This window comes from Scleromatobacter humisilvae (assembly GCF_023231945.1).
Taxonomy (GTDB): Bacteria; Pseudomonadota; Gammaproteobacteria; order Burkholderiales; family Burkholderiaceae_C; genus Scleromatobacter; species Scleromatobacter humisilvae.
The window spans coordinates 62,028-78,872 of the sequence record NZ_JAJLJH010000015.1; the positions used below are offsets into that span (position 1 = coordinate 62,028).

General features: G+C 70.0%; 13 protein-coding genes. 4 read left to right on the forward strand and 9 right to left on the reverse strand.

All coding sequences use genetic code 11. The annotated features are described in order from the left end of the window. Positions 1-15 precede the first annotated feature (15 nt). Both LPC04_RS27765 and LPC04_RS27770 read right to left on the reverse strand, forming a co-directional pair. A complete protein-coding gene (locus LPC04_RS27765; RefSeq protein ID WP_275685585.1) occupies positions 16-2,004 on the reverse strand; it encodes a flagellar biosynthesis protein FlhA in 1,989 nt (662 codons plus the stop codon). Continuing rightward, positions 2,001-2,744 carry a lytic transglycosylase domain-containing protein gene (locus LPC04_RS27770; RefSeq protein ID WP_275685586.1) on the reverse strand — a complete coding sequence of 248 codons (744 nt, stop codon included), beginning with the start codon at positions 2,742-2,744 and terminating at the stop codon, positions 2,001-2,003. The genes LPC04_RS27765 and LPC04_RS27770 overlap by 4 nt, the downstream gene beginning before the upstream one ends. A 282-nt stretch (positions 2,745-3,026) precedes the next feature. On the opposite strand from LPC04_RS27770, the gene sctU reads away from it, so the two are divergent. Continuing rightward, positions 3,027-4,205, forward strand: a complete 1,179-nt coding sequence (gene sctU, locus LPC04_RS27775; RefSeq protein WP_275685587.1) for a type III secretion system export apparatus subunit SctU — start codon at positions 3,027-3,029, stop codon at positions 4,203-4,205. A 4-nt stretch (positions 4,206-4,209) separates the two neighbouring features. Then, on the forward strand, positions 4,210-4,497 hold the full coding sequence (locus tag LPC04_RS27780; RefSeq protein ID WP_275685588.1) for a FliO/MopB family protein: 288 nt from the start codon (positions 4,210-4,212) through the stop codon (positions 4,495-4,497). Here LPC04_RS27780 and ligD read toward each other — a convergent pair. The 7 genes from ligD to LPC04_RS27815 all read right to left on the reverse strand — a co-directional run bounded on the left by ligD (position 4,494) and on the right by LPC04_RS27815 (position 13,799). After that, complete coding sequence (gene ligD, locus LPC04_RS27785) at positions 4,494-7,214, reverse strand: DNA ligase D (protein WP_275685589.1); 2,721 nt, start codon at positions 7,212-7,214, stop codon at positions 4,494-4,496. The two genes, LPC04_RS27780 and ligD, sit on opposite strands and share 4 nt — an antisense overlap. A gap of 42 nt (positions 7,215-7,256) precedes the next feature. Beyond that, complete coding sequence (gene ku / locus LPC04_RS27790; RefSeq protein ID WP_275685590.1) at positions 7,257-8,216, reverse strand: non-homologous end joining protein Ku; 960 nt, start codon at positions 8,214-8,216, stop codon at positions 7,257-7,259. A 60-nt stretch (positions 8,217-8,276) separates the two neighbouring features. Beyond that, entirely contained in the window at positions 8,277-9,842 is a 1,566-nt protein-coding gene (locus tag LPC04_RS27795) for a hypothetical protein (protein WP_275685591.1), read from the reverse strand. Positions 9,843-9,902: 60 nt separating this feature from the next. Further along, complete coding sequence (locus tag LPC04_RS27800; protein WP_275685592.1) at positions 9,903-10,598, reverse strand: dienelactone hydrolase family protein; 696 nt, start codon at positions 10,596-10,598, stop codon at positions 9,903-9,905. Positions 10,599-10,669: 71 nt separating this feature from the next. Beyond that, the gene (locus LPC04_RS27805) at positions 10,670-11,992 is read right to left on the reverse strand and encodes a TRAP transporter large permease (RefSeq protein WP_275685593.1); all 1,323 of its coding nucleotides are present in this window, start codon (positions 11,990-11,992) and stop codon (positions 10,670-10,672) included. Further along, complete coding sequence (locus LPC04_RS27810; RefSeq protein ID WP_275685594.1) at positions 11,989-12,636, reverse strand: TRAP transporter small permease; 648 nt, start codon at positions 12,634-12,636, stop codon at positions 11,989-11,991. The genes LPC04_RS27805 and LPC04_RS27810 overlap by 4 nt, the downstream gene beginning before the upstream one ends. A gap of 149 nt (positions 12,637-12,785) precedes the next feature. Then, positions 12,786-13,799, reverse strand: a complete 1,014-nt coding sequence (locus LPC04_RS27815; RefSeq protein ID WP_275685595.1) for a TRAP transporter substrate-binding protein — start codon at positions 13,797-13,799, stop codon at positions 12,786-12,788. A 192-nt stretch (positions 13,800-13,991) separates the two neighbouring features. Between LPC04_RS27815 and LPC04_RS27820 the strand changes: the two genes are divergently transcribed. Together LPC04_RS27820 and LPC04_RS27825 are read left to right on the forward strand one after the other, a co-directional pair. Continuing rightward, positions 13,992-16,016 (forward strand): sensor histidine kinase, encoded by a 2,025-nt coding sequence (locus LPC04_RS27820; protein WP_275685596.1) that lies wholly within the window; start codon positions 13,992-13,994, stop codon positions 16,014-16,016. Between the two features lie 35 nt (positions 16,017-16,051). Further along, positions 16,052-16,657, forward strand: coding sequence for a response regulator transcription factor (locus tag LPC04_RS27825; protein WP_275685614.1), 606 nt, complete (start codon positions 16,052-16,054; stop codon positions 16,655-16,657). Positions 16,658-16,845 lie beyond the last annotated feature (188 nt).

A 16,845-nucleotide genomic window follows, 5' to 3' on the forward strand; every position in this document is an offset into this window, starting at 1 on the left:
TTCGGGCAGGGGCGGTCAGGCGGCTTGGAGCAGCGGGCGGGGCGGCTGGCCGACGTGGTCGAGCAGCTCGAGCTTGAGCGTCGGAACGAGTTCCTGGTAGGACAGCACGGGCGTGTCGAACGCGTCGGCCTCGACGAGCTTGCGCACGTGGCGGCGCAGGTCGACGGGCGTGACGATGGCGTCGGGGCCGTGCTGCGCGATCGCCTGCACGAAGCCCTGGACGATGCCTTGCGCGGCCTGCGGATCGAGCGCGAGCTGGTGCACGCCGCCGGAGACGCGGATGCTCTCGCGCAGCATCGTCTCGAGCTCGGGCGCGAGCATCAGCGCGCGCAGCCGGCCCTCGGGCGCGTGGCGATGGCTGATCTGGCGCTTGAGCGCGATGCGCGCGAACTCGGTCAGCGTGTGCACGTCCTTCTCGCGCTGGCCGATGTCGGCGAGCGTCTCCAGCACGTCGCGCAGCTGGCGGATCGGCACCTCTTCCTCGACCAGCCGGCGCAGGATGTCCGACAGCCGCTGCATCGGCAGCGCGCGCAGCACTTCCTTGACGACGTCGGGGATCTCGCCGCCGGCGCGCGCGAGCATCGCGCTCGTCTCCTGGATGCCGAAGAACAGCGCGGCGTGGCGGCGCAGCGACTCGCGCACGGCGTCGGCAACGTCCGATGCATGCGTCCACGCGCCCTGGGCGATCGGCACCTCGTAGGCGAAGAGCTGCCACTCGCCGGCGGTGGCGAGCGCGTCGCCGCCAGCGGCCTGCGCCGCGGCGGGCTGGCCGTGGACGCTGATGCGCGGCAACGGCAGGCCCAGCTGCAGCTGGTAATGCTCCTGCACGTCCTGCAAGGCCTGCACCAGCGCGGGGCCGGCCTCGTGTCTCAGCGCGGCCGCGGGCACCCGCAGCAGCAGCGGCACCGCCGCGCGCAGCACGGTCGGCGCGGTGCTGAGCACGCGATCCTCGATCTCGGGCGTGGCGCCGCGCGACTCCATCGCCGGCCGCACGAGCCGCGACAGGCGCACGCGCAGCACCGGCGTTCCGAGCGCCCCGGCCAGTCCGATGGCCGCGCCGAGTCCGACGAACACCGCGCCCGGAAAACCCGGCACCAGCGCGAACATCAGGCACAGCGCGCCCGTGACCAGCATCACGCGGGGCTTGGCGCCGAGCTGGCGACGGATCGCGTCGCCGAGATGGGCATCGGCCTCGTCAGTCGTGCGCGTGACCAGCAGGCCCGCCGACATCGCCGCCAGCAGCGCCGGGATCTGCGAGACCATGCCGTCGCCGATCGTCAGGATCGAGTAGCGCGTCATCGCGCTGCCGAAGTCGAGATCCTGCTGCAGCACGCCCACCGCGAGGCCGCCGAGCAGGTTGATCGCGATGATGACGATGCCCGCGATGGCGTCGCCCTTGACGAACTTCATCGCGCCGTCGAGGCTGCCGTGCAGCTTGCTCTCGAGCTCCAGCTCGCGGCGCTTGCGGCGCGCCTCGTCCTTGTCGATCAGGCCCGAGCGCAGGTCGGAGTCGATCGACAGCTGCTTGCCCGGCATCGCGTCCAGCGTGAAGCGCGCCGCGACCTCGGCGACGCGCTCGGCGCCCTTGGCGATGACGATGAACTGCACCACGGTGATGATGAGGAACACCACCAGCCCGACGACGAGGTTGCCGCCGGCCACCATCTTGCCGAAGGTGTCGATGATGTGGCCCGCGTGCGCGTGCAGCAGGATCATGCGCGTCGTCGCGATCGCCAGCGACAACCGGAACAGCGTGGTGATGAGCAGCACGCTCGGGAAGACGGCGAACTCCAGCGGCGTGGCGATGTAGATCGACACCAGCAGCAGCGTCAGCCCGATCGCGATGTTGACGGCCACCAGCACGTCGATGAGCCAGGCCGGCAGCGGCAGCACCATCAGCGCGATGATCGCGACGATGCCGGCGACGAGGAACAGGTCGCTGAAGCGGGCGAACGGCCCGGTGTCGCGGCGCTCGGCGGACCGGAAGTAGGACGCCAGGCTCATCGCGGCTCCTGCGGCGCGGCCTGCGCGAACGCGGCGCGCAGCGCGGCGTACTCGGCGAGCACTTGCCGCACGTAGGCGCGCGTCTCGGCATATGGCGGCACGCTGCGGCCGTGGCGCTCGACCGCGCCCTCGCCGGCGTTGTAGGCGGCGAGCACCAGCTGGAGGTCGTTGCCGAAGCGGGCCTGCAGCGTCTTGAGGTACGCGGCGCCCACCTCCAGGTTGACAGCCGGGTCGTAGAGCGCGCCCGCCGCGTCCTCGACGCCGAACCGGCGTGCCGTCGCGGGCATGACCTGCAGCACGCCCAGCGCGCCGGCGTTCGAACGCGCCTGCGGGTTGTGGCGCGACTCGACGTGCGCGATGGCGTGCAGCAGCAGCGGATCGATGTCGTAGCGATGGGCCACGGCGAGAACGCGGGGCGCCAGCGCGAGGACGCGACGCTGGCTCGCGTTGAGCGGCCGTGCCGTCGTCGAGTCCACGTCGGCCGCGTCCATGCGCGGCGTCGACGAGAGCGAGGCCCGCGTATCGCGCGGCGCATCGTAGAGCCGCAATTGCGCCGCCTCGCGCGCCGCCGCGATACCGCTGCCGGTATCGCAGGCGACCGCCGTCTTCGGCTCGTGCAGGGCCGGCGACGCGAGCGCGACACCGGGGGCGGCGTTCGCGCAATTCGGCGCGAGCTCCGCCTTGGCCGACACCACCACGCCGGCCAGGCACAAGCCCATCGTTGCGTGGGCCAGATTCATTTTTTTCACTCCCTGGTCGCCGCCCGGATCGGGCGACGGCCTCTCCCGGAAAGGTCGAAGCGAGCGCATCTTTGCCGCGCCTCGTGTCCGAAACGTGACGGAGACGGTTACGCTGTAACGGCCGGTAAGCGTGAATTAATACCGCTTTTCGGGGATGCGTGTGTTTGCTCCTTCAACATAGGAATCGAGCCGACAACGTTGTTCGAGCGATACCCCCCTAGGTAATACATTGCTACAACTGTGAGGGGGAGCGCAGCCCTCTCGTCCGGCGAAGATGTCGCCATGGCAGACAAGAACGACGGCGGCGACAAGACCGAGCAGCCCACCCCGAAGAAGCTGCGCGATGCACGCAAGGAAGGGCAGGTCTGGAAGAGCAAGGAGGCGACGAGCACGCTCGTGCTGCTGGTCTGGCTCGTGCTGGGCGGCGCCACGGCCGCGTTGGCTGGCGCACGCTTGCAGGCGCTGATCGGCTCGGTGCTGCGCGGCCTCGACGGCGACTTCGTCACAGCGCTGCGCAACAGCGGCTGGCTGGCCGTGCAGACGCTGTTGCTGCTGACCGCGATGTTCATGGTGCCCGTCCTGCTCGTCGGCGTGCTGGCCGAGTTCCTGCAGGTCGGCCCGGTGCTGGCCTGGTCGCGCCTGAAGCCCTCGCTCGACAAGATGAACCCGGCCGAAGGCCTCAAGCGGATGTTCTCGATGGACAACCTCGTCGAGGTCGTCAAGGCGCTGGCCAAGACGGCCATCCTGCTGGCGATCGGCTGGATCGTGCTGCGTGCGTCGCTGCCGGGCCTGGTCTTGCTGGCCCAGGAAAGTCCGCAGGTCATCGCCCCGCGTCTCGAGCAATCGCTGTGGCAGGCGACGGCCCGCCTGGTCGGCGCGGCGGTGGCGGTCTTCGCGGGCGTGGCCGTGCTGGACGCGGCCTGGCAACGCCACTCGTTCATGAAGAAGATGCGCATGAGCCGGCGCGACATCCGCGACGAGCACAAGCAGAATGAGGGCGATCCCTACGTCAAGCAGCAGCGAAAGCAGACGCACCAGGAGTGGTCGCAGCGCAATGCCGCGCAGGCGGCGCGCCAGGCCGACGTGCTGGTCGTCAACCCGACGCACGTCGCCATCGCGCTGGCCTACGACCACGAGAACCACGGCGTGCCGACCGTCTCCGCCAAGGGCGAGGACGAGGTCGCGCGCGCGATGCGCGAGGCGGCCGAGGACGCGGGCGTGCCCATCGTGCGCAACGTCGCGCTCGCCCGCGAACTGCTCGCCAGCACCGACATCGGCGCCACGGTGCCGCGCCACCTGTTCGACATCGTCGCCGAGGTCATCCTGTGGGCGCGCGAGGTGCGCGAGGAGATCGAGCGCCAGCGCCGCGGCGAGGCCGCCCCCGCCGCCAGCCGCCAGCGCCTCGCGCGCGCGCCGGGCGAGGATGCGACGCGTTATCCTGGCCAGCCTTCAACCGACTGATCCCATGGAAAACTTCGCCTCGTCGGTCGCGACGATGTTGGTCGCGCTCGTCTTCGTCCTCGCGCTCGCCTGGCTCGGGCTGCGGGTGCTCAAGCGCCTGCAGGTGGGGCGGCTGGCGCCGCAGGCCGTCGACGCGCCGCGCTTCGTGCGGGCGCTGCCGGTGGGTGCGCGCGAGCGCGTGGTCGTGATGCACTACCGCGGCGAGGAATGGGTGCTGGGCGTGACGGCAGGCGGCATCTCGCTGCTCGCACGCGACCCGCTGCAAAAGCCCGCGGCGGGGCCTTCTGCCTAACCGGCCGACTGCAGCGCCTTCATCGCGGCGGTCATCGTCTGCTTGCAGCGCCAGTAGTCGGCCCACGGGTCGGACTTCTGGAACGACAAGCGGTCGCGCGCATCCGAGATCGTCCAGTGCGCGCCGCTCTTCATCTCGGACAGCTCGTCCCACGCGATCGGCATCGACACGCCCAGCCCCGGCCGCGCGCGCGCGGAGAACGCGGCCGCGGTCGTCGCGTTGAAGCCGTTGCGCAGGTAGTCGACGAAGATCTTGCCGACGCGGTTCGACGGCCCGCTCTTGGCGACGAAGCGCTGCGGGATCGTGGCCGCCATGTGCTGGACGATGCGCTGCGAGAAGTCCTTGACCGTGTCGTAGTCGAGGCGCGCCGACATCGGAACCACCACGTGCAGGCCCTTGCCGCCGCTGGTCTTGAGCCAGCATTGCAGGCCCAGCTCGGCCAGCAGTGCGCGCATCAGTTCGGTCCCTTCGCGCACGGTCGCGAACGACACGCCCTCGCCGGGATCGAGGTCGAAGATCATGCGATCGGGCTTGTCCACCTTCTGCTTGACCGAGTTCCAGGTGTGGAACTCGATGACGTTCATCTGCGCGGCCGCGACCAGCGCCTTCGCGCTCGGCACCTCCAGCAGTGCGCCGTGGCCCTCCCACAGGTCGGGCAGGTCCTTCATGCCCGGCATCGTGCGGACGTCGGCATGCTTCTGGAAGAACAGCTCGCCGCCGACGCCCTCGGGCGCGCGCACGAGCGACACCGGCCGCGACTTCAGGTGCGGCAGCATGAATTCCGCGATGCTCGCGTAGTAGCGCGCGAGGTCCAGCTTGGTGTGGCCGGTCGAGGCGTCGATCACGCGCTCGGGGTGCGTGATGCGCACGCCCTCGACCTCGGCATTGCCGGACTTCGACGACGCCTTCACCGCGGGCGCGGGGTGGCTCATCGATTCGACGAGCGTCTTCTTCTTCGCGGTCACGGCCTTCTCCGATGTCGGGGGTGCCTTCGCCTTCTCGCGCGTCACGGACTTCGCGTCCTTGTCCTCGCGCAAGCCCTGGTAGGACGCATGTCGCACGCTGCCGTCCGGCGTCCACTCGGCAAACGCGACCTCGGCGACGAGCTGCGGCCTGACCCAGTGATCCTCGGCCGCGGGACGTGTCAACCAGCGCGTCGACCGCGTGGTGCCGGGCGGGAACGGCGACTTCGTCGACACGAGCTTGGCGAGCTTCGCGCGCAGGTCGACCGCGTCCGACGAACTCCAGCCCGTGCCTACGCGGCCCGCGTATTGCAGCACGCCGTGGTCGTCGTAGTAGCCCAGCATCAGCGCGCCGACCGCCTTCGCGTTGTCGCTGCGGTCGCTGAAGCCGCCGATGACGAACTCCTGGCGCGCCTGGCACTTCAGCTTGAGCCAGTCGGTCGATCGCGACGATGTGTAGAAGCCGTCGCGGCGCTTGGCGATGACGCCTTCCAGGTGCAGGCTGCAGGCGGTCTCGAGCACCTGCGCGGCATCGGCGGGAAAGTCGTCGCTGAAGCGCACGCGATCGCCGGCGTGGGCCTCGATGACCTGCTTGAGCAACGCGCGGCGCGCATGCAGCGGCACCGCGCGCAGGTCGTAGCCGTTGATGAACGGCGCGTCGAACACGTAGTAGACGATGGCCTCGCTGCTGCGCTTCGAATCGAGCGCGTTCTGCAGCAGGTTGAAGTGCGGGAGGCCGTCGGCGTCGAGAACGACGGCCTCGCCGTCGAGCCAGCCGCCCGTGATGCCCAGCGTCGCGAGCTCGTCGGCGAGCGGCTGCATCTTGTGCGTCCAGTCGTGGCCGCCTCGCGTGATGATCGTCGCCTTGCCTTTCGCGAGGCGTGTCATCAGGCGATAGCCGTCGAACTTGATCTCGTAGAGCCAGTCGCCGTGCGTCGGCGCGGACCTGGCCAGCGTGGCGAGCTGCGGCGACATCGTCTCCGGCAGCGCGGCCTTGCGCGCGCCGTCCAGTGTCGACGGATCGAACGGCGACGCCGCGGCCTTCTGCACGGCCGCGACCGTGCGCCCCGCGCGCTTGATCGCGGCCACCGGCGCATCGTCCAGCGGCTTCATCGGATGCGCGACCACGCTGTCGGGGAGCGCATTGACGACGTCGTAGTCGGCATGCGGCCGTTCCCACTCGTCGTGCTTCTTGAACAGCAGCCAGGGCTCCTGGCGCTCGCCCGGCTTGGCGATCTTCACCAGTTCCCACAGGCCGGCCAGCTTTTGGCCGTGCAGCTTGAACACGAGCTTGCCGGCCTTCAGTCCCGCGCGCGGGTCGCCCACCGGCTCCCAGGTGCCGTTGTCCCAGACGATCACGGTGCCCGCGCCGTATTGGCCCTTCGGGATCGTGCCCTCGAACGTGCCGTAGGCGACCGGGTGATCCTCCACGTGCACCGCCAGCCGCTTCTCCTTCGGATCGAAGCTCGGGCCCTTCGGAATGGCCCAGGACACCAGCACGCCGTCGAGCTCGAGCCGGAAGTCGTAGTGCAGCCGCGTCGCGTCGTGCTTCTGGATCACGAACGCCAGCTGCTTGCCCGGCTTGGTGCGCACCGGCCCAGGCTCGGACGTGATCGTGAAGTCCCGCTTGGCCCGGTAGCGCGCGAGCGGCGTGCCGTCGTCGGACGTCGGCTTCTGGCGCGCGCGCTTCGCGGGCGTCACGCGCGATGCGCGCGCGGGCGCGCGGGAGCTCGAGGTGCGAGGGGCGGTGGCCATGGGGCGAGCGCAGCATTCCACATGCCCATGCGCCCGCTCACGTCAGGCCCGCTTGCGGGCAGGCGCCGCGGCCTTCGCGCGCGCGGGCGGCGCCGTCTTCTTCGCGGCTGCTTTCCTGGCGGGCGCGGGCTTCGCCGGCGCCTTTGCGGCCGCCTTGCGCGGCGTCGCCGCGGCCGCTGCTTCGACGACCTCCTCCGCCGCGCCGCGCCGCTTGCCCAGGCTGTTCTTGAGCAGCGCGGTGAGGTCGACCACATTCGACGGCGCGGCGCTGTCGACCGGCGACTCGATCGGCGTGACCTCGTGCGTGTTGCCGGCCGCAACCTTGGCCTTGATCAGGTTGTTGATCGCCTCGGCGAAATGATCGTGGTACGTATCGGCCTTCCACTTGACGGTCAACTCGTTGACCAGTTGGCCAGCCATCTTCAGCTCGGCATCCTTCAGGTTCGCGGCGGCCTTGCCGGCGGGGGGGATGCGCAGCTCGTCCCAGTTGCGCACCTCGGTGGCCCAGCGCAAGGTGTTGAGCACGAGCACCGGGCCGTCGGGCATCAGCGCGGCCAGGTGCTCCTTGGTGTGCATGACGACGCGCGCGATGCCGATCACGTCGTCCGCGATCATCGCCTCGCGCAGCAGCGCGTAGACCTTGTCGGCCTTGGCGATCGGCTCGAGGTAGTACGGCTTCTCGAGGTAGACGAACGGGATCTCGGAGGCCTTGACGAACGCCTCGATCTCGATCGTCTGCATCGTCTTCGGATAGGCGTTGCGGATCTCGTCGTCGTCCATCAGCACCCAGGTGCCGTCCTCCTGCTTGACGCCCTTGACGATGTTCTCCTTCGTGACCGCCTTGCCGGTGCGCTTGTTGATGCGCTGGTAGCCGACCGGGTCCATCGAGCGCTTGTCGAGCCAGCCGAAGTCGATGTCGTCCTCCTGCGAGGCCGGATACAAGGCCACGGGCACGTGGACGAGGCCGAAGGCGATCGCGCCTTTCCAGATCGAGCGGGGCATGGCGAATCCTCCTGCGCGAAGAGTGGCGCAGCGGGACAGCGCGGCAAACGCCGCGCCCGATCAATGCTTGTGGTCGACGCCGAAGCTGAACACGAGCGCCGCGTCCACCACCGGCGCGTCCAGGCCGCCGTGCACCGACTTGATCTTGCCGGCGGCCACCCGCAGGGAGAGCGAGTCGGTGAGCGCGACGTCCGCGTAGGCGCGCGCCTGCAGCACGGCGCCGCCCTGCGTGTCGACGCCGCCGCCGCCCGCGGCGCCGGCCAGCGCCTCGGCGCCCAGGCGCACGCGTTGCGACACCGGCATCTGCGCGCCGATGCCGAACAGGCCCACCGAATACGCGCCCGCGCCGCCGGCGAATGCGCTGTGCGCCTGTCCGGTCAGGTAGACGTCGGGCGCGACGAAGCGGTTGACCTGCAGCACCACGGCCTCGAGGGCCTCGGTGCGGCCGTCCTTGCGCGCGGCGCGATAGCGTTCGACGCCGGTGCCGAACTCCATGCGCGTCGGGGTGCCCGGGCGCGTGTTGAACCAGTCGCTGAGATCGCGCTGCGGCACGTCCAGCGCCCAGTTGAGCGAGACGGCCGCGGTCTCGGCCTTGTAGTGGCCGTCCGGCGCGTCGACCAGGCCGAGCTCGGCGCCGATGCCCAGCGTGTCGGTCAGCCGCAGCGTCATGCCCGCGGACGCCTTCACGAGCAGGCCGCCGCCGGTGTCGATGGCGCCGCCGCCGCCCAGGCCGACCGCGCCGCGCACGCCCAGGCTCAGCCGGTCGCCGACGACCGGGAAGCGCAGTCCGGCGGTGCCCAGCACTTCGGCGTAGCCGGCGACGCCGCCCGAGCCGGCGCCCGCGGCCTCGATGCCGGCCCAGAACGGGCCGTCGACGCTGCGCTCCGCGCGCAGCCCGACCAGTCCGATACGCTGGGTCATCGGCGTGCCGGCGGTGCTGGTCGAGTTGCGGGGACGCGCCATCGTCACCGTCGCGTCGACGTGGTCGAAGCCCAGGCCCGTGGCGCTGCCGTCGGTGGCGGTGCCGTGGAAGTCGGCCGGGCGATAGCGGAACGACGAGTCGACGTTGAGCATCCAGCCGAACTGGTTCGAGTTGATCTGGCCGCTGGTGAACCAGACCTTCGAGAAGGTCGGGCCGGTGTAGAAGCCCGGAAAGCGGAAGACCAGGTCGACGTGCGGCCGCAGCATCAGGCCACCGCCGACCGGCGCCGCCGCGCCGCCGCCGCCGCCGGCGAACACGCCGGTGTCCACCGCCAGCCAGTCGTTGAACGGATGCGACCACGCGCCCTCGACGCCCGGCACGAACAGGCCGCCGCGATGGCCCGTGGCCGCCCCGTAGACGCCGGGCCCCACCCACCATTCGCCGCCGACGTTGAGCAGCTCGGTCAGGCCCGCGAGGCCCATGTTCTCGCGACCGGGCAGGCGCACGCGTTCGCCGCCGAGGCGCACGCGGGCGTCGAGGACGCGCAGTGGCACGCTGCCGGCGGTGGTGTCGGGCTCGACCGACAACGCGTTCTGTGCCCGCGCCGGCGACAGCTGCAGCGCGAGGCTGCAGGCGAAGGCGATCGGGGCGAGAGGCGGAAAGGCGCGCGCGGCGACGCGCTCGGGCAGGCAGATGGGGCGCATGGAGACACGTTGGCCGCGGAAGCCGCGATCTTAGCGGGCGGCGCGGCCGCGATGTCCCGCTCAGTGGTCGACGAGGTACTGCCGCAACTGCGCGATCGCCCGGTCGCGCGAATCCGCCAGCACCGCGCGCTGGTGGCTCGTGTTCATGTTGAAGCCGTGATCGGCGCCGGCGTACTCGTGAAGCACGAACAGCGGCGCGACGTCGGGGTTGGCCTTGGCGGCGTCGGCCAGCGCCCGCGCGGTCTCGATCACGCAGCAGTTCTTGTAGGTGTCGGAGGTACCCGCCAGCATCAGCACCGGCACCTTGATCTTGCCGACGAAGTCGGCCGGATCCTTGATGAAGCTGGTCAGCGGATACATCGCGACGACCGTCGCCACCTGGTCGGGCAGGCGCGAGGCGTAGGTCAGCCCCACGGCGCCGCCGAGCGAGAAACAGACGACGCCGACCTTGCCCGCGACGGCGTGCGGCGAGGCCTGGGCCTTGGCGATCACGCCCTGCAGCAGCGCGTTGCCGCCGCCGCCCTTGATCCAGAGGTCGTTGCCGTCGACCAGCACCGTGTAGTAGCCGGCGTCGGCGAGATCCTGCGAGATGTTGGTGTAGTTGGACGCCCCGGTCTGCCCCGAGACCACGACGACGACGCGCCCCGTGCCCGACTTCGGCAGGAACTCCTTCTGCGGCGGCCCGGCGTCGTCGGCGCGCGCGCCGAAAGCGATGCAGGCCACCAGGAGCAACAGCGATCGGAGCAGGGCACGCATGACGGGTCTCCTTGCATGAAAAAGGCCCCGGGCGCGCAGGCGGCCGGGGCCTCGATCGTAACGATGGACGATCAGTGCATCAACAGATGCGGCAACCACAGCGACAGCGGCGGCCAGTAGGTCACCAGCAGCAGGAAGCCGATCATCGTCAGCAGCCACGGCCAGACCGCCACCGTCAGCTCGGTGATGCCCATCTTGGTGATGCCCGAGGCCACGTACAGGTTCAGGCCGACCGGCGGGTGGCACATGCCCACTTCCATGTTGACGGCCATCAGGATGCCCATATGAATCGGGTTGACGCCCAGCTTGACCGCCACCGGGTAGAGGATGGGCGCCATGATCAGCACGATGGCCGACGGATCCATGAAGTTGCCGGCCACCAGCAGGATGACGTTGACCAGGAACAGGAACACCACGACGCCGAAGCCCTGCGCCGCCATCCACGACGCCATCGCCTGCGGGATCTGTTCCGACGTCAGCAGGAACGAGAACAGCACCGCGTTGGTGATGATGTACAGCAGCATCGCGCTCATCGCCGCGGCGTTGCGCAGGATCTTGGGCACGTCCCTGATCTTCAGGTCCTTGTAGACGAACACCGAGATGACGAACGCGTACACCGCCGCGATGGCCGCGGCCTCGGTCGGCGTGAAGATGCCCGAGTAGATGCCGCCGATGATGATGATGACCAGCGCCAGGCCCCAGAAGGCGTCGAGGAAGGCCTTCCAGCGCGCGCCCCAGGTCTCGCGCGGCATGCGCGGGTAGTCGTACTTGCGCGCGCGGTACCAGGTGGTCACGCCCAGCAGCACGGCCAGCACCACGCCCGGGATCACGCCGGCGATGAACAGGTCGCCGACCGAGGCGGTGGACACCGGGTTGCCGTCAGGGCCGGTGGCGTTCATGCCGTTGGTCGCGATCGAGAAGATCACCAGGTTGATCGACGGCGGGAACAGGATGCCCAGCGCGCCCGACGTGGTGATCACGCCGGCGGAGAAGCGCTTCGGATAGCCCGCCTCGACCATCGCCGGCAGGATGATGGAGCCGATCGCCACGACGGTAGCCACCGACGAGCCCGAGATCGCCGCGAACAGGGCGCAGGCCAGCACGCCGGCCAGGCCGAGGCCGCCGTACATGTGGCCGACCATGGTGGCGGCGAAGCGGATCATCCGTTTGGCCGCCCCCCCGTTGGTGAGGAAGTTGCCCGCCAGGATGAAGAACGGGATCGCCATGATCGGGAAGCTGTTGAGCCCCTCGAACAGCTTCAACCCCACGCTGGCCATCGGCACGTCGCTGAGGAAGAAGAAGAAGCTCATCACGGTCAGGCCGAGCGCGATGGACACCGGCATGCCGGTGAGCATCAGCACCACCAGCAGCGAGAAGATGATCAGTGCGCTCATTTCGAGATGCTCCCTTCGGGCGTCGGCTCATAGTTGTCGACGTCCTCCAGGCCCTCGACGTGCGCGACCTCGTGCTTGGGCAGCGCGCCGGTCTTCCAGTAGACGACCATCACCTGGATGAAGCGGAAGCACATCAGGTACGAGGCGACCGGGATGCACATGTATTCGATCCACACCGGCAGCTCGAGGTCGGGCGTCGTGGCGCCCTCGGTCAGGGCGTCGACGTTCTTGTGGAGCGCGTTGAACAGGGCGTAGTGCATGCCGTCGTCCCAGACCAGCACCGAACCCATCGTGCCGATCACGACGGTGAACACGGCGCCGCCGAACAGGCCGAACAGCGTCAGCCAGCGCGCGGGCTTGGGCGGCAGCGCGCGCACCAGCGTGTCGACGCCGACGTGGGTGCCGTGGCGCACGCCGTAGGCCGCGCCGAACTTGGCCATCCAGATGAACATGTAGATGCACAGCTCCTGCGCCCAGCTCAGGTTGATCTTGAGCAGCAGGTCCTGCAGCCACTGCAGCCAGGCCGGATAGTGCGCCGCGGCGGCATAGCGATGGACGACCGCCACGAAGATCAGCAGCGTCGCCGCGCCCATGAGGAACGCGATGAGCCACTCTTCGAGGTGGTCGAGGAAGCGACCGAACATCGGGGGCCTTTCTGGCGCCTGGGCGCGAAGGAACGGGCAGGACGAGACATCGCGGTCGCGGAGGGCGACCGCTCAGGAGTCGAGTGGACGGCGCGCGGGTGGGCGCCGTCAATCGGGTCAGCCCCGGCGTCGTGGCCGGGGCGGCGCCGTCAGACGGGCACGAAGCCGGCGGCCTTGTAGGCGGCCTGCATCGCGTCCTTGCCCACGCGGGCCTCCATCTCCTTGTGGACCGGCATCAGCGCCTTCTTCCACTCGAGGATCTCGGCCGGCGTCGGCTGGTAGATCGTGACCTTGCCGGACGCCTTGATCTTGTCGAACGACAGTGCGTTCTCGGTCGCTGCGATCGCGTTGGCGTAGACGGTGGCGTCGTGCATGCAGCCGTCCAGCGTGGTGCGGATGTCGGCGGGCAGGCCGTCCCAGAACTTCTTGTTGACGATCGCGGCGTAGGCCAGGTGGCCGTGGTTGGACAGCGTCAGGTGCTTCTGGACTTCGTAGAGCTTCTGCGTCCAGAAGTTCGAGAACGTGCCCTCGGTGCCGTCGACGACGCCCGACTGCAGTCCCTGGTAAAGCTCGCTGAAGGCCATGACCTGCGGGATCGCGCCGAGCGCGCGCATCTGGGCTTCCAGCACCTTGGACGACTGGATGCGCATCTTGAGGCCCTTGAAGTCCGCGACGCGGTGCAGCGGCTTGTTGGCGCTCATGTCGTGGAAGCCGTTGTCCCAGTAGGCCATGCCGCGGATGCCCTTGGGCTCGAGCTTGGCGAACAGCTGCTTGCCGAGGTCGCCTTCGGTGACGTTCTTGAAGGCCTGCGTGTCCTTGAACAGGAACGGCAGGTCGAACACCTCGAATTCCTTGACGCCCAGCGGCCCGAACTTCGACAGCGACGGCGCCAGCATCTGCACGGAGCCGAGCTGCAGCGCCTCCATCTCTTCCTTGTCCTTGTACAGCTGGCTGTTCGGGTAGACCTCCACCTTCACCTTGCCGCCGGTGCGCTGCTCGGCCAGTTCCTTGAAGCGCAGCGCGCCCTTGCCCTTGGGGGTATCGGGCGCGACGACGTGGCTGAACTTGATCGTGATCGGGGCTTGCGCGCGGGCCGTGCCGAAGCCGAGGGTCGCGAGCGCGGCGGCGGCGCCCAGGACCTGGCGGCGGGAGGTGTTGTGCATTCGGGGTCTCCTGATCTGTGTTGGATTCGTTGTCGGTTCAGCCTGGCGCAAGCCCGCGCGGACGTGCGGCGGCATGGCTCGTCTCGAGTCAGGCGATTGTCGGCAGCGCGGCGCCGCGCTGGAAATTGTGGACTCCCACATGAGGCCGGCCCCGCGCGCTTGCGGTGCCGGACATCGACATAGACTGCCGCCATGCAGCCCGCGTTGCCATCGCCTCCCAACCAGACGCCCGGCGCGCCCGTGCGCCGGCGCTGGGCGCGCGCGCTTGCCGGGCGCGGCTCATGGTGGTGGGTGCCGCTCGTGCTGTCGGTGCTGTTCACGGTGTCGGTGGCGGTCTGGCTGGAGCTGTCCGACCGGGCCGACCTCGAGTCGCGCCAGCGCCAGCTGATCACCGACTCGCTCTCGCTCGAGGCGCAGATCACCGAGCGCGTCGGCGAGGAGCAGGTGCAGCTCAACGAACTGGCGCACAGCTTCGACGTCTCGCAGTCGCCCGCCGCCCTGGCGAAGCAGGAGGCCGTCGTCGACGGGCTGTCGCGCCTGTGGCAGAGCGTCAGCTGGGTCGACGCGGACACGCGGCTGGTCGCGGTCGTTCCCGACGGCATCGACATCGCCGAGCGCCCCGGCCTCAGCGCGCACCTGAGCGCGCCGCTGCGCGACGCCTTCGGCAAGCCGGCCGGCCGCCTCGTCGTGCGCTACGCGCCGGCCACGCTGCTGCGCCAGACCGTGCCGTGGTGGCTGGCGCACGAGTACGACGTGCGCCTGGTGGACGGCTACGGCCAGGTGGTGGCCGATCCGCTGAAGGCCGGCGACCACGAGGCACCGCCCGAGGAGTCGCACCGCCACAGCCTCGAGCCGGCGATGCCCGACACCTATCTCGAGCTGTCGCTGCACGAGTCGCTGCGCCCGTGGTGGCTGCGGCTGCCGATCGTGATGATGGGCGTGTTCCTGCTGATGATCAGCGTGGCCACGGGGCTGCTGCGCTTCCAGATGAACGAGGTGCTGCGCACGCAGGCGGCGCTGCGCACCGAGGCCGCGTGGCGCCAGGCGATGGAGGACTCGCTGACGGTGGGCCTGCGCGCGCGCGACGTCGACGGCACGCTGGTCTACGTCAACCGCGCGTTCTGCGACCTCGTCGGCTTCGGCCCCGAGGAGCTGATCGGCCGCGCGACGCCGATGCCTTACTGGCCGCCGGACGCGATCGACGACAGCATGTCGCGCCACCTGCGCAACATGGCCGGCGGCGCGCCGCGCGACGGCTACGAGGCGCGCTGGGTGCGCAAGGACGGCCGGCCGATCGACATCATGCTGTTCGAGGCGCCGCTGGTCGACGCGAGCGGCCGCCACATCGGCTGGATGGGGTCGATCCTCGACATCACAGAGCGCAAGCGCCTCGAGGAGCGCGAGCGCCACCAGACCGACTCGATGGCCCACCAGGCGCGCCTGACGATGCTGGGCGAGGTGGCGTCCGCGCTCGCGCACCAGCTCAATCAACCGCTGACGTCGATCACCGGCTACGCCGCGGGCGTCAAGCGCCTGCTGGAGCGCGCGGGCGAACCCGACCCGCGGCTGGTCGACGCGATGACGCGGCTGGGCGACCAGGCCGCCGAGGCCGGCCGCATCGTCAAGCGCATCCGCGAGTTCCTCACGCGGCGCAGTCCGCAGCGCGAGACGATGGACCTGGTCGAGGCCGCGCACCGCGCGCTCGCGCTGCTCGGGCGCGAGCTGCGCCGGCTGCAGCTGCACGTGGAATGGGCCGTCGCGGCCAACCTGCCCAAGGTCGATGCCGACCCGGTGCTGATCGAGCAGGTGGTGCTCAACCTCGTGCGCAACGCCTGCGACGAGATGGTCGGCGTGCCGGCGGCGCAGCGGCGGCTGCGCGTCAGCATCTCGCGCGCGGGCTCGAGCGCGATGCCCGGCGCGAGCGACGCCGAGGGCTTCCTGCGGCTGGACGTCGACGACGCCGGCCCGGGCCTGCGCGGGCGCAGCGTCGAGCAACTGGTGACGCCGTTCTATTCGACCAAGCCGGACGGCATGGGCATGGGCCTGGCGATCTGCCGCTCCATCATCGAGGCGCACCACGGCGCCTTCGACGCCAGCGCCGGCAGCTTCGGCGGCGCGCGCTTCTCCTTCACCTTGCCCGTGGCCGGGGCCTGGCCGTCGTCGGAGCTGCCGCTCGACGAAGGCCAGCCGGCCGCGCATTCCCAGGACCATCCATGAACGCCACGCCGCTCCACATCCGGCCGTCCGAGCCGATGGTGCACCTCGTCGACGACGAGGCACCGGTGCGCGACGCGCTGACCTTCCTGTTCCAGTCGCACGGCATCGCGGTGCGCGCCTACGCGAGCGGCCCCGAGTTCCTCGCCGCAGCCGACGAGGCGCCGCTGGCCGGCTGCATCCTGCTGGACGTGCGCATGGAGCCGATGTCGGGCCTGCAGGTGCACGACGCGCTGGTGGCGCGCGGCAGCGGCGTGCCGGTGCTGTTCCTGACCGGCCACGGCGACATCCCGATGGCGGTCGAGGCGCTGAAGAAAGGCGCCTTCGACTTCGTCGAGAAGCCCTCGGGCGACGTGGCGCTCGTCGAGCGCGTGACGCGCGCCCTCGCGGTGGACGCCGCGCGCCAGGCCGCCGATTCGAAGGACGAGGAGACCGCGGCACGCCTCGCCAGCCTGTCCGAGCGCGAGCGCGAGGTGATGCAGCGGGTGGCCGCCGGCAAGCTGAACAAGGTCATTGCCGACGAACTGTGCATCTCGGTGCGCACGGTGGAAGTGCACCGCGCGCGCGTGTTCGGCAAGCTGGGCGTGCGCTCCGCGGCCGAAGTGGCGACCCTGCTCGCCAGGGGGCGCGCGGCCGATCGATAGGCTGCGTCGATACGTGGAGCCGTATCGATGTCCAACGCCCGCTTCCGAGGGGTTTGCCCGGGTGGGTCACATCGTGCAAACCCGATCCCCCCCGACGAACCCCCCGATATTTGCGGGGGTTTCGTTGTTCGTGGGTACCGTACCACCTATGCAAATTTCGTGAAATGCCCACAATGGTGATCGCGGCG

Bases quoted from the DNA above. Each gene is read 5' to 3' on its own strand.
- LPC04_RS27765 (WP_275685585.1), bottom strand. From the start codon at position 2,004: ATGAGCCTGGCGTCCTACTTCCGGTCCGCCGAGCGCCGCGACACCGGG.
- LPC04_RS27770 (WP_275685586.1), bottom strand. From the start codon at position 2,744: ATGAATCTGGCCCACGCAACGATGGGCTTGTGCCTGGCCGGCGTGGTG.
- sctU (WP_275685587.1), top strand. From the start codon at position 3,027: ATGGCAGACAAGAACGACGGCGGCGACAAGACCGAGCAGCCCACCCCG.
- LPC04_RS27780 (WP_275685588.1), top strand. From the start codon at position 4,210: ATGGAAAACTTCGCCTCGTCGGTCGCGACGATGTTGGTCGCGCTCGTC.
- ligD (WP_275685589.1), bottom strand. From the start codon at position 7,214: ATGGCCACCGCCCCTCGCACCTCGAGCTCCCGCGCGCCCGCGCGCGCA.
- ku (WP_275685590.1), bottom strand. From the start codon at position 8,216: ATGCCCCGCTCGATCTGGAAAGGCGCGATCGCCTTCGGCCTCGTCCAC.
- LPC04_RS27795 (WP_275685591.1), bottom strand. From the start codon at position 9,842: ATGCGCCCCATCTGCCTGCCCGAGCGCGTCGCCGCGCGCGCCTTTCCG.
- LPC04_RS27800 (WP_275685592.1), bottom strand. From the start codon at position 10,598: ATGCGTGCCCTGCTCCGATCGCTGTTGCTCCTGGTGGCCTGCATCGCT.
- LPC04_RS27805 (WP_275685593.1), bottom strand. From the start codon at position 11,992: ATGAGCGCACTGATCATCTTCTCGCTGCTGGTGGTGCTGATGCTCACC.
- LPC04_RS27810 (WP_275685594.1), bottom strand. From the start codon at position 12,636: ATGTTCGGTCGCTTCCTCGACCACCTCGAAGAGTGGCTCATCGCGTTC.
- LPC04_RS27815 (WP_275685595.1), bottom strand. From the start codon at position 13,799: ATGCACAACACCTCCCGCCGCCAGGTCCTGGGCGCCGCCGCCGCGCTC.
- LPC04_RS27820 (WP_275685596.1), top strand. From the start codon at position 13,992: ATGCAGCCCGCGTTGCCATCGCCTCCCAACCAGACGCCCGGCGCGCCC.
- LPC04_RS27825 (WP_275685614.1), top strand. From the start codon at position 16,052: ATGGTGCACCTCGTCGACGACGAGGCACCGGTGCGCGACGCGCTGACC.